This is a genomic window from Microvirga lotononidis, assembly GCF_034627025.1.
GTDB classification, from domain to species: Bacteria; Pseudomonadota; Alphaproteobacteria; order Rhizobiales; family Beijerinckiaceae; genus Microvirga; species Microvirga lotononidis.
This window is the reverse complement of record NZ_CP141048.1, coordinates 2,689,130-2,700,755: the sequence shown is the minus strand read 5'-3', so window position 1 is coordinate 2,700,755 and position 11,626 is coordinate 2,689,130. Positions and strand designations below refer to the sequence as shown.

Sequence of the window (11,626 nt, the reverse complement as noted above, 5' to 3'; positions counted from 1 at the left end):
ATATCAGCGAATCCGGATCGCGTTTCCGTCTGCGTCGAACAGGTGAAGCGCATCGCGCTTGAGCCGCAGCCCGATCCTGTGGCTCCGGTCGTATGTGGCCTGACCATTCTGGCGCACAGTGATCTGCGGCAGGCCAGGACCAGACCCATACAGGTATGTCTCGCCACCGAGCTGCTCCACCAAGTCGATCGTGATGGCGAGATCCGCCTCGGTTTCGTCTACGACATCGATATGTTCGGGACGTGCACCCAGCGTGACGCTGTCCCCCGCGGACGCATGCCCGGTCGAAGGCACGGAAATTGTCCGCGCGTCGGCCCCTATCACGACTTGACCCGACGCCGCCACGCGGCCCGGGAGCAGGTTCATGCGGGGCGAGCCGATAAAACCTGCCACGAAAAGGTTGGCCGGATGATTGTAGACTTCGAGCGGCGTGCCGATCTGCTCGATACGCCCCGAATGCAGCACCACGATGCGATCGGCCAGAGTCATGGCCTCGACCTGATCGTGCGTGACGTAGATCATGGTGCCACCGATCTCCCCGTGCAGGGCGGCGAGCTCCTTGCGCGTCGCGACACGCAGCTCCGCGTCGAGATTCGACAGTGGCTCGTCGAACAGGAAGATCTTGGGATCGCGCACGATGGCGCGTCCGATCGCAACGCGCTGGCGCTGCCCCCCCGAGAGAGCCTTTGGCTTGCGGTCGAGGTAATCGGTCAGCCGGAGCATTTGAGCCGCGCGGCGGACGCGCTGATCGATTTCAGGCTGGCCGAGGCCCATGTTCTCGAGAGCGAAGGCCATGTTCTTGTAAACGCTCATATGCGGATAGAGCGCATAGGACTGGAACACCATCGCCAGTCCGCGGTCTGAGGCCGGCACGTTCGTCACGCTCTTCCCGTCGATCCGGATATCACCGCCGCTGACCGTCTCCAGCCCGGCGATGATGCGCAGAAGCGTGGACTTTCCGCAGCCGGACGGACCGACGAACACCACGAACTCGCCGTCGTCGATAGCAAGATCGATGCCATGAATGATCGTAGTGGCGCCGTAGGATTTCTTGATGTCGGTGAGTTGCAGCTCTGCCATGATTCATCCAGTCCGGTTATTTCATCCCGGTATTGGCGATACCGGTGGTGATGAAGCGTTGCAGGAACACGAAGACGAGAGCGACTGGGGTCAGGGTCATCACGGTCATCGCCAGGAGATACTGCCACTGGGTCTGCAATTCGCCCTGGAAGGCATTGAGGCCGATCTGCAGCGTGTAGGATTCCGTCTTCGTCAGCACGGCGAGCGGCCACAGGAACTCGTTCCAACGCCACATGATCGAGAAGATCGTCAGGACCGCAAGTGCCGGTAGGGTCAGGGGCATCACGATCCGCCAGTAGATCTGCCACTCTGATGCCTTGTCCATGCGGGCCGCTTCGATGAGATCGCGCGGCAAGGTCAGCATATATTGACGCAGGAGGAACACGCCCGTCGGCGTCGCCGCGCCCGGCAGGATCACGGCCCAGAGCGAATTGACGAGCCCGAGCTTGGTCACGACGAGATAGACCGGCACCAAGATGATGGTGATCGGGATCATGAGCGTTCCGATCACCATGAGCATGGCGGCGTTCTTGCCCTTGAACTCATAGATCGAAAGAGCATAGGCCGCCATGGAGTTGATCAGAAGCGTGATCAGGGTCGCGACCACGGTCACGAAAACCGAATTGGCGAGAAACCGCGGAAAAGCGAACCGTTGCAGCGGCTCCGAATAATTCTCCGTCGCCAGGGAGAATTGGCGGACGGGGGTGCGTTTGTCGATGGGGACCCTGAATTGCTGACTTGGATTGGCCGGATCAATCATCTGCGCCTGGATGCCGATCCGCCGAACTTGCGCGAGCTCGCGCTTGGTCCCGTCCTCCATCGTCACCGTAAACAAAGGCAGCGGCTGCGGATAGCCTGTCACGACAACCTCCTTCTGCGACAGGGGCAGAAGGGAGGGAGGAAACTCCAGAAGGCTCGCCTGCGTCTTGAACGACGACAGGACCAGCCACAACACGGGCCCGAACATCAGGACCACGCCGAGCAGCAGGTACGCGTAGGCGGCGATGTCGGTCCAGTGCCATCCCTTGGGATTGCGGCGGGCGGAGACGAGATGAGCGATGTTCATAACGGCCTCACGAGGACTTGCGTTGCGTGAAGGCGAGCTGCGCCAGTGTCAGGGCGAAGAGCACGATGCCGAGGACAACGGATGCCGCCGCCGCGAGACCGAAATTCTGAACCTGGTTCGAGAATGCCGTCTCGTAGATGTACTGCACGACCATGAGGGTGGATGTTCCCGGTCCGCCTCCGGTGAGCACGAAGACCTCGTCGAAGGTCTGCACGGCGCGGATCAGGGACAGGACGATCACGACGATGAGGTTGGGCCAGAGCAGCGGCAGGGTAAGGCGCCAGAACACGCGCCACCGGGGCGTCGCGTCCATCTCGGCCGCCTCGTAGATATCCGTCGGAATGGCCTGGAGCCCCGCCAGCAGAATGAGGGTGTAGAACCCCATATGAGCCCAGACCGATACGAAGATGACCCAGAACATCGCCCAGCCGGGCTCCGCCAGAAAGAGCGTCCTGTCGCCGCCCAGGCCCATGATGGCGGCGTTCAAAAGGCCGTCCCGCTGCAGGATCCACTTCCAGATCAACGCCACCACGACGGGAGACAGCAGCACGGGGAAGAAATAGACCGCGCGGAAGAAGCCGCGGCCGCGGATCTTCATGTTGAGCACGACGGCCGTCAGGAGCGACAGCCCTACCATTGCGACGACCTGGAAGAAGGAGAAGAAGAGCGTGTTGTAGACGCCGCGCCAGAAATGGTCCTCGCGGCAGGTGTTCGGATCCACGTAGGACCCGCAATCGAACAGATACGAATACTGGCCGGCACCGACATAGGGACGCTCGGACGGAAACAGGGCCGGACCGCCGGTGACCGAATAGACGAAGTTGATAGCGATCGGCACGAACACGAAGAGGCCGAAGAACACGAGGTTCGGCAGAAGGAAGACATAGGGCATCCGCCGCTCGCCGATGAGGCGCTGCAGACCCGCCATCGGCCAGTCGAGAACCCGGGTGACCAGTTTCAGGACGGGGTTCGTTCCGCCCGATGGCGCGAGGCTTGCTGCCGGAGCCGGCGATGTCGCCGGAGAGGTCTTCGACGTGAGGGTCATGGTGTCCTCAGCCAGAGCGGGAATGCTCCGGGCGCAGTCGCCCGGAGCAGGTTGCAGGCTTTACTTCCTGGTACGCTCAGCAATCTGCTGCTGCACATCCGACTCGATGCGCTGGTAGGCCTCGTCGAGCGTGGACTCGCCGGCGATGGCCTGGCCGAGACGGCTGATCACCGCATTGAAGATCACGCGGTTGTGGACATAGCCCTGAAGCTTGGTTGCGACCGGCGAGAGCTGAGAGACGCCTTCGTTGAAGACCTTCAACGCGGCCTTGCCCTGCGGCGTGGCGCTCTTGTACTCGAGGCCCTTCTTGGCAATGCCCAGGTGTCCCGGCACGAAGAGGGAGCGTTCATAGAACTCCGCTGCGATCGGCTCGCTGGCGAGGAACTCCATGAGGCGCGCGACCTCCTGAGGATGCTGCGTCGTCTTGATGGCCACGAGCGCGGCGCCACCGGGCATGCCGGAGCAGTTGGCGGGCCCGCAGGGCGTCGGAACCGCCACCCAGTCGAAGGCGTCGCCGATCGTCTTGTCGAATTGCCCGATCTGCCAGGAGCCGGACTCGTACATCACGACCTGGGCGTTCTTGAACTCGTCATTGGCACCGCGGTAGGCCGTGCCGGCGACCGAGCCCCAGAGCTCCTTCGACATCACGCCATTCTTGTGCCAGTCGAAAACGAGCTGCGCGCCCTTCTTGAATCCTTCATCGACGACGGCGGGCTCGCCCTTGTCGTTGAACACCTTCGCGCCCTGCGTGATGGCAAGGCTGAAGAACCGATGTCCGGACCGATCGATGGCGATCGGAAATGGCGCCTGCACCTTGGCCGCGACATCCTTCGCGGCTTTCGCCCATTCCTCCCAGGTCGCCTTCGGACCGGGCATGGGAACATTGGCCTGCTCGAACAAGGTCTTGTTCACGAAGGGGCCCGTCAGGGTGAGCTGGGTCATGAAGCCCGGAATCGAGCTCGTGTCGCCCGGGACCCGCATCCATTCGAGGAAGGGGCCGAAATTGGTCTCGAAATAGGCTGCATCCTTCAGATGAGGACGCAGATCGAGCATGTAACGGGCAACGCCTCCGAGATCCGCGACGCGCGCAAGATCCGGCCCCTGCCCTGCCGCGAGCTGGACAGGGAGGTTCTCGTTGATGGCTTTGAACGGGACCTGATCAAGAACGACCTTGATGCCCTTGTTCTGCTCCTCGAATCGGCGAAGAAGATCGGACATGACCTCCCCCTCGTTCCCGTCCGAGTACCAGGTCATCCGCAGCGTTGTTTGTGCTTGAGCATGGCCGACCCCAAGGCTTGCTGCGAATAAGGCGCAGCCCAGGAGCATCGTTGTACCCTTCATGGTTTCCTCCCTTATGTATTCTTATCGAACGTCCAGATTTGCTCGGATCTGTGGCGCCACAGGGGCATCAGATCTCATTGAACCCCTTCTCTGGTAGTCGACGTCATCCCTCCAGCGGAGAAGTTCGCTGAAGCCAGGGTTGGGCGAGATTCCGCTCTACCCATGCATCAATCAGTGACTGCTTGCGGGCGGCACATCCGCCATGATGCCCATCCTGCACTTGGACTTTGGCAAACGTTTGCCTAAACTGTCTATCATTCTTTGGTATAAGCATCCTGGTGAGTGCATCGGAGCTCTCGACAGGACCCGCGAATGTGGTGAACAAGGTGGCATGAACAAGCAGAAGCTCATCGGCCAAGAACCTGTTTCACTGGCGACGGTAGCGGCTCAAGCCGGGGTCTCCGTTGCTACTGTATCACGCATTGTGAACGGCGAAACCCGTCGAGCCTCTGCCGAGACCGTCGAGCGGGTTCAAAAGATCGTGGCAGCGCTCGGCTATCGGCCGAACCATGTAGGCCGGACGTTGCGCAGGCGGGAAAGCCGCGTCGTCGCCATGCTTTCTCCCAACCTCGACAACCCGGCCATGGCCGCCATCGCGGCCTCGGTCGAGACGGCTCTCCGCTCGGCGGGCTACGTCATGATCCTGTGCGACACGCATGATCGTGCCGATCTTCAGGATGAATATCTGCACGTGATGCGGTCGCAGGTCGTTCAGGGCTATATCGTCGTCAACCCGGTACGCAGCGAGGCACTGTCGGCCTCCGTGAGCCGCGGCGACCCCATCGTGTTCGTCGGACGCCGAAACCCCGACGGAGGGGGAGCCTTCGTGGGCATCGACAACCGCCGCGCCGGGCGGGATGCGGCCGACCATCTTTGGGCACGCGGGATCGAGGAATTCGGGGTCATCTACCCAACCCAGGGATCATCGGCGACGCGCGATCGCGTGGGAGGATTCATCACACGCCTTGAGGAGCTTGGCCTGTCCGATGAAGCCGTCCGGCAAGCCGAGGCGCCCGGGCTGTCGCATCTGGAGGTTGGCTACGCTGCCGCTCAGAGGCTCGTGAACGGACACTCCTGGCCCCAGGGATTGTTCTGTCCGAGCGATCTCATGGCCTATGGCGCTTACCGTCTCGCTCTGGAAACCAAGGTCCGCATCCCTGAAGATTGCAGGGTCGTCGGCGTCGACGACAACAAGCTCAATGCCTGGATCGCCCCCTGGCTGACCTCGGTCCACATCCCCTATGCCGATTTCGGCGCCAAGGTCCTGGATCAGTTGCAATCCCTGTGGGCCGGTGAATACCCCTCCGAGCAGCTTCTCCCGCACACGCTTATCGTCCGCTAGAGCATCGAACGCAAAAGTGGGAACCGGTTTTGTGTGGAAAGATGCGTCAAACCCGAAAGTGAGAGCATCGGACGTGCGTTCGATTGCACGTCCGATGCTCTAGCTCGACCCGGGTCCTGCGTCGCAGTTTGGAGACATGTTGAGGAAAGCGGCCCGCATCCACGTAGACGCAGGCCGCTCTACCATCTTGCCTAGAAGCCGCGCCTATTCGGCCGCGACCCCGACGCCGATCTGGCAGGACACGCCCGTGCCGCCGAGACCGCAATAGCCGTTCGGGTTCTTGGCCAGATATTGCTGATGGTAGTCCTCAGCGAAGTAGAACGGCCCCGCATCGAGGATTTCCGTCGTGATCGGCCCGTAGCCCTTGGCCGCGAGTGCCTCGTCGTAAGCCGCCTTGGAGGCCTCGGCAGCCTTTCTCTGAGCCTCATCGAACACATAGATCCCGGAGCGGTACTGGGTGCCCGTATCGTTGCCCTGGCGCATGCCCTGCGTCGGATCGTGGTTCTCCCAGAAGGTCTTCAGCAGGGTCTCGTAGGAGACCACCTTCGGGTCGTAAACCACCAGCACGACCTCATTGTGCCCAGTCAGGCCGGAGCAGACCTCCTCGTAGGTCGGGTTCGGCGTGAGGCCTGCGGCATAACCCGCGGCAGTGATCCAGATACCGTCGCCCAGCTGCCAGAACTTGCGCTCAGCGCCCCAGAAGCAGCCGAGGCCGAATACGGCCTTTTCCATTCCGTCGGGATAGGGCGGTTGGAGGGGGCGATCGTTGATGAAGTGCTTTTCAGCCGTCGGGATCGGGCTGGTGCGGCCGGGCAGCGCCTCAGCGGCGTTGGGCAGGTCGAGTCGTTTGCGGAAGCTGAACATGGAGGTCCCTCGCGTGACCTCGCTGATGTAAGCACTCCTGCGCGTGAGCGCGAGAGCCCCACCGTCACCTTCCCGTGAAAGAACAGGCTCAACGGCCCGCGAGATAACCGATCGGCTCCAGGGGCTTCTGGCCGACCCACATCAGAAGCGCACCCAGCAAGAAGGCCGTGACCGAAGCGGGCATCTGCAGGACATAGGTAGCAATCGGATCCCACAGCCAGGGATATCCGCGCTGAGCGATGCTTCCCTCGAGCTCAGCCAGCCCGTTGGGAGAAAGAACGCCCGCCACCTTCCCGATGGATTCGAACGATACAGCATTGTTGACGATGGATCGGGTGCCGTCGATCACCAGTCCGACGAACCCTGCCGCGATAAGCAGGAGGCCAAGGCTACGCGCTAGGAACTTCAAAGGAAGATACCTCTATGAACAGAGGGGGAATTATCTAGAGCGTTTTGCCGCAATGGCAAAGGCGATTCCGGCTAATTTGTCACAAGTTCGGTCTTGCCTTTCCCCCCGGTTTGGCGATACACGAGCGCTCTGCCGATGATATCGGGGAGAACCTGTCCGTTCCGCACGACGGGCCGAGGTTTCTGGAGCCTTAAGAGGCTCATGCTGGAGGGGTGGCCGAGTGGTTGAAGGCGCACGCCTGGAAAGTGTGTATACGGGAAACCGTATCGCGGGTTCGAATCCCGCTCCCTCCGCCATATCCAAAAAAGAAGTCGTTGATTTGGGTGGAATTTCAGAGAGTTTCTCAGAATGAGCCCACAACTCGACCCATGTTTCTATTTGGCTTCGGCTGATCGCCTTTAGATCGCTCTAGATAACTGGCTAACCCACCACGCTTGGTTATGGACTGCCTCACAGCGCCTGAACGCCAGTGTTCGATGGCGAGCTCGGCGCAGGCGAACTCGAAGGCGTGGCAGAGGAACGACTGCTCCCGCGAGAGCCAGCGTCTCGGCACGATCCACGACCTGATCGGCGGCTGAGCGAAAATTATGTGTTAACCATCTGGACAGAAAGCGAGCTTAGGCATTATCCAAAGCGCAAGACCTTCCGACTTGAAAGGAAGCGCGATGGAAGAAACGGGCAAACGCCACCCGGCCAATGATGCCTTGGCCTATTTGATGAACATGATCGCTCTCGCGTTCAGCGTCAGCTGTCTATGGGTCGTCGCATCCGCCGCGAAGATGTAATTGAGTATCGCTTTCAAGTTTTTCAGCGAGCACGAAATTCCTTGACCGCATCGGCGGCCTGATAGCTCCAATAGGTAAGCTGAACCGCGGCGCGACCGAAGATGCCGCCATTCCATGCCAGATCGAAGGGCGCAAAGAGGCGATAGCGATCGCTTTCGCCCGTTAGTCCTTCCGCGATGACCGTGCCGCCGATCGCGGTGGTGTTCATGCCGTGGCCGCCGAAGGCCGTGCAGTACCAGACACCCGGCTTCCACTGGCCGATTTGCGGCATCAGGTGCCTGGCGTAAGCCATGAGGCCCGACCAGGCGATCTCCACCTGCAAGTCCGACAGTTGCGGATATGTCGTCACCATCTCGCGCCGGAGAAGAGCCGCAATGTCGCGTGGATCGGTCGTGCGCGTCGTGATGCGCCCGCCCCAGAGGATCCGGTTTCCGCCGTCGACGAGTCGGTAATAATCCCCTGCCCGACGATCGTCGAGAATGGCCGCCCGGGTCCGGATCGCGCCCTGCACCAGTTCCGGCGCCTGTTCGGTCAGCAGAACGTAGGTGGCAATCGGCAGGAACGAACGCTGCAGCGCGGGCAGCACGCCACCGGTATAGCCACCCGTCGTGAACACCACATGCTCGGCCGCGATCTCGGCACTTTTCGTGCGCACGATCTTGCGGGCACCATCGAGATCGGCGGCCACCACAGGCGAGTGCTCATGGATCGCCGCCCCGAGCCGGGACGCCTCGCGGGCCAGCGCGCGTGCATAGTTCAGCGGATGGAAGTGGAAGGCGCCTTCGTCGAGGACCGCTTCGTGATACTTGGGAGAGATGAAAAGCTCCCTCACCTCATCCCTGGGCAAGTAGCGGAGCTGCAGCCCGAATTCGCTCTGCTGGCGCTCGCTCGTCTGTTTGAGGGCTCCGCGCGAGTCATATCGCAGCGCCTTCGCGATGCCCGGGACAGAATGCGCATCTCTGATCCCAAGCACGTCGATCGTGTTGCGGACGATCTCCACGCCCTCCATGGAGAGACGAAACAGCTCCCGCGCCTGATCGGGCCCGACCCGGCGTTCTATGGCGACAAGCCCCGTGGCATAGCCGGCGGAGACGAACCCGCCGTTGCGGCCGGAGGCGCCCCACGCCACGCGCTGGGCTTCGAGCAGCACGACCTTGCGCCCGCTGCGCGCCAGCTTCAATGCCGCGGTCAGGCCGGCGAGCCCACCGCCGACGATGCAGACATCCGCCTCGATGCGTCCCGCTGCCGCCGGATAACGTTCCGGCGTGGCGGTGGTGCGGCTGTAATAGGTGTCGGTATAGGCGGGCTGCATGTGTCGGTTAAAGCGCCAGCTCGGAAGCCGCGAGATAGATCTGCACGAGCGTCTCGCAGCCTTCGCGATCCTCTTCGTCGAACCGGTTCGGGTTCGGGCTGTCCAGATCGAGCACACCGAGGACGCGACCGTCCTTGACGAGAGGCACGACAAGCTCGGACCGGGAGGCACTGTCGCAGGCGATGTGGCCCGGAAACGCATGGACGTCGGGAACGACGATGGATTCCTTGCGCTCGACGGCGGTCCCGCACACGCCGCGCCCGACGGCGATGCGCACGCAGGCCGTCTTGCCCTGGAAGGGACCGAGAACGAGTTCCGGGCCACGCATGAAATAGAATCCGGCCCAGTTCAGATCCGGCAGGAACTGATAGATCAGGGCCGACATGTTGGCCGCATTCGCGATCGCATCCGGCTCGCCCTCCAGAAGTCCGGTGAGCTGCTGGGCGAGCGAGGCATAGAAGTCCCGCTTGTTGTCGGAAAGGGGAATGTCTTTGACTTCGAACATGGGATTTTCCTTAAGATTCCAAAAGGATCTTGTCCAGATGCCCTACTCGGCGGCCACGTCGGACCGGGGCGCCTTTGCGAGATCCAACCCCTGATGATCGCAGAGGCGCCGGTAAAGGCCGCCCTTGCGATACAGCGTGAGATGATCCCCCTCCTCCACCATCCGCCCCTTGTCGAAGACGAGGATGCGGTCGAGAGCGCGCACCGTGGAGAGGCGGTGCGCGATCACGATAGAGGTGCGCCCCACCATGAGCCGTTCCATGGCCTGCTGGATCAGAACCTCCGATTCCGAATCGAGCGCCGAGGTCGCCTCGTCCAGGATCAGGATGGGCGCATCGGCCAGGAAGGCGCGCGCGATGGCAACCCGCTGACGTTCGCCGCCCGAGAGCTTCACGCCGCGCTCGCCCACGAGGGTCGAGTAGCCCTTGGGCAAGTTGACGATGAAGTCGTGTGCGTTGGCCAGCCGCGCCGCGCGCTCGATCTCCGCCATGGATGCGCCGGGACGTCCATAGGCGATGTTCTCGGCCAGCGTGCGGTGAAACAGGATCGGCTCCTGCTGCACGATGGCGATCTGCGCGCGCAGGGACGCCTGCTCGCTTTGCGCGATGTTCTGACCGTCGATCAGGATCTTCCCGCCGGTCACGTCGTAAAGACGCTGGATGAGCTTCACGAGGGTCGTCTTGCCTGAACCCGACGGGCCGACGAGGCCGACGCGCTCACCCGCCCGGATCGTCAGTGACAGGTCCCGGTAGAGCGGCGTGTCATGCCCCGCGTAGTGGAACGTGACGTGATCGAACGCGACCTCGCCGCGCGAGATGCGAATGGGCTTCGCATCGGGACGATCCGGCACGCCGACGCGCTCGCGATGAATCTCGACGAGTTCCTCCATGTCGTTCACCGAACGGCGCAGGTTGTTAATATGCATGCCCACGTCGCGCAGGTAGCCGTGGATCACGAAATAGGTCGTGAGCACGTAGGCAAGATCGCCCGGCGTCGCGCGATTGTCCCACCACAGCCAGATCGCGGTGCCGATGATGGCCGCGCGGATGCCGAGCAGGGCGATGAACTGCACCGTGCCGCTGTTGGTGCCTCGCTGCCAGAGACGGCGCGTGCGGCTCTGCCACTTGCGCAGGACCCAGGTGAGGCGCTGGTCCTCGCGGATCTCGGCCCCGAAGGCCTTCACGACGGGATTGCAGCTCAGGGCATCGGCCAGGGTACCGCCGACGCGTGTATCCCAGGCATTCGCCAGCCGCGCCGCAGGCGCGACATAGCGCGTCGCCAGGAAGCCCGTCATGACGATATAGGCGAGCGCGCTCACCCCGATGACGACGCCCATGACCGGCCAGCGCAGGCCGAGCACGATCATCGAGCCGGCAAGCACCGTGAGAGAAGGCAGCAGCGCCAGGAGAAGCGTGTCGTGCATCAGGTCGAGCGCCCACATGCCGCGCGTGATCTTGCGGACGGTGGAGCCGGCGAAGGAATTGGCGTGCCAATCCGTCGAGAAGCGCTGGACACGCGCGAACGCATCCTGCGCCACGCGTCCCATGACGCACAGCGTCAGCTCCACGATGCCGTAGAATGCCAGATGGCGCATGACGATCATGAGCAGACCGAGGCCGGTCATGAAGGCGAACGCGACGAGGGCGGCATGAAGCGCCGCGTCACGGTCGTTGCCTCCCATGGAGATGGCATCGACGAGCCGTCCTGCGAAGACGGGCATGAACACGTCGGCCAAAGTCGAAACCATCATGGTGACGACGATCAGCACCACGTAGCGCGGTTCTTCGCGCCAGTGTTGGAACGTGAATCTCAGGACATCGCGGGTGGCGTCCCCGCTCTTCTTCTGCTGTTTCATGGAAGCGAACAGGCGGCACTCGG

Annotated in this window: 10 protein-coding genes and 1 tRNA gene; 2 read left to right on the top strand and 9 right to left on the bottom strand. The window is 62.3% G+C overall.

What is annotated here, in order from left to right; translation table 11 throughout:
* Positions 1-3: 3 nt before the first annotated feature.
* Genes U0023_RS12710 through U0023_RS12695 form a run of 4 tightly spaced genes read right to left on the bottom strand, consistent with a single transcriptional unit; the run spans position 4 to position 4,409 of the window.
* Entirely contained in the window at positions 4-1,083 is a 1,080-nt protein-coding gene (locus tag U0023_RS12710) for an ABC transporter ATP-binding protein (protein WP_407667416.1), read from the bottom strand.
* 13 nt (positions 1,084-1,096) lie between these two features.
* A complete protein-coding gene (locus U0023_RS12705; protein ID WP_009491306.1) occupies positions 1,097-2,146 on the bottom strand; it encodes a carbohydrate ABC transporter permease in 1,050 nt (349 codons plus the stop codon).
* 7 nt (positions 2,147-2,153) lie between these two features.
* Positions 2,154-3,191 carry a carbohydrate ABC transporter permease gene (locus U0023_RS12700; RefSeq protein WP_009491307.1) on the bottom strand — a complete coding sequence of 346 codons (1,038 nt, stop codon included), beginning with the start codon at positions 3,189-3,191 and terminating at the stop codon, positions 2,154-2,156.
* Between the two features lie 60 nt (positions 3,192-3,251).
* Positions 3,252-4,409 carry an ABC transporter substrate-binding protein gene (locus U0023_RS12695; RefSeq protein ID WP_245272921.1) on the bottom strand — a complete coding sequence of 386 codons (1,158 nt, stop codon included), beginning with the start codon at positions 4,407-4,409 and terminating at the stop codon, positions 3,252-3,254.
* A gap of 454 nt (positions 4,410-4,863) precedes the next feature.
* On the opposite strand from U0023_RS12695, the gene U0023_RS12690 reads away from it, so the two are divergent.
* Positions 4,864-5,874, top strand: coding sequence for a LacI family DNA-binding transcriptional regulator (locus U0023_RS12690; RefSeq protein WP_040638418.1), 1,011 nt, complete (start codon positions 4,864-4,866; stop codon positions 5,872-5,874).
* 204 nt (positions 5,875-6,078) lie between these two features.
* Here U0023_RS12690 and msrA read toward each other — a convergent pair whose 3' ends face one another.
* Both msrA and U0023_RS12680 read right to left on the bottom strand, forming a co-directional pair.
* Complete coding sequence (gene msrA, locus U0023_RS12685; protein ID WP_009491310.1) at positions 6,079-6,738, bottom strand: peptide-methionine (S)-S-oxide reductase MsrA; 660 nt, start codon at positions 6,736-6,738, stop codon at positions 6,079-6,081.
* Positions 6,739-6,826: 88 nt separating this feature from the next.
* Positions 6,827-7,147 (bottom strand): hypothetical protein, encoded by a 321-nt coding sequence (locus U0023_RS12680; protein ID WP_009491311.1) that lies wholly within the window; start codon positions 7,145-7,147, stop codon positions 6,827-6,829.
* A 206-nt stretch (positions 7,148-7,353) separates the two neighbouring features.
* On the opposite strand from U0023_RS12680, the gene U0023_RS12675 reads away from it, so the two are divergent.
* Positions 7,354-7,443, top strand: a tRNA-Ser gene (locus U0023_RS12675).
* Positions 7,444-7,954: 511 nt separating this feature from the next.
* Here U0023_RS12675 and U0023_RS12670 read toward each other — a convergent pair.
* Genes U0023_RS12670 through U0023_RS12660 form a run of 3 tightly spaced genes read right to left on the bottom strand, consistent with a single transcriptional unit; the run spans position 7,955 to position 11,603 of the window.
* A complete protein-coding gene (locus U0023_RS12670) occupies positions 7,955-9,244 on the bottom strand; it encodes an NAD(P)/FAD-dependent oxidoreductase (RefSeq protein ID WP_009491313.1) in 1,290 nt (429 codons plus the stop codon).
* A 7-nt stretch (positions 9,245-9,251) separates the two neighbouring features.
* Positions 9,252-9,749, bottom strand: a complete 498-nt coding sequence (locus U0023_RS12665) for a GAF domain-containing protein (protein ID WP_009491314.1) — start codon at positions 9,747-9,749, stop codon at positions 9,252-9,254.
* Between the two features lie 42 nt (positions 9,750-9,791).
* On the bottom strand, positions 9,792-11,603 hold the full coding sequence (locus tag U0023_RS12660; protein WP_009491315.1) for an ABC transporter ATP-binding protein: 1,812 nt from the start codon (positions 11,601-11,603) through the stop codon (positions 9,792-9,794).
* Positions 11,604-11,626 lie beyond the last annotated feature (23 nt).

What these genes read in the sequence shown, in the direction of transcription:
- U0023_RS12690 (WP_040638418.1), top strand. Translation starts at nt 4,864, where the DNA reads ATGAACAAGCAGAAGCTCATCGGCCAAGAACCTGTTTCACTGGCGACG.
- U0023_RS12670 (WP_009491313.1), bottom strand. Translation starts at nt 9,244, where the DNA reads ATGCAGCCCGCCTATACCGACACCTATTACAGCCGCACCACCGCCACG.
- msrA (WP_009491310.1), bottom strand. Translation starts at nt 6,738, where the DNA reads ATGTTCAGCTTCCGCAAACGACTCGACCTGCCCAACGCCGCTGAGGCG.
- U0023_RS12705 (WP_009491306.1), bottom strand. Translation starts at nt 2,146, where the DNA reads ATGAACATCGCTCATCTCGTCTCCGCCCGCCGCAATCCCAAGGGATGG.
- U0023_RS12695 (WP_245272921.1), bottom strand. Translation starts at nt 4,409, where the DNA reads ATGTCCGATCTTCTTCGCCGATTCGAGGAGCAGAACAAGGGCATCAAG.
- U0023_RS12665 (WP_009491314.1), bottom strand. Translation starts at nt 9,749, where the DNA reads ATGTTCGAAGTCAAAGACATTCCCCTTTCCGACAACAAGCGGGACTTC.
- U0023_RS12660 (WP_009491315.1), bottom strand. Translation starts at nt 11,603, where the DNA reads ATGAAACAGCAGAAGAAGAGCGGGGACGCCACCCGCGATGTCCTGAGA.
- U0023_RS12700 (WP_009491307.1), bottom strand. Translation starts at nt 3,191, where the DNA reads ATGACCCTCACGTCGAAGACCTCTCCGGCGACATCGCCGGCTCCGGCA.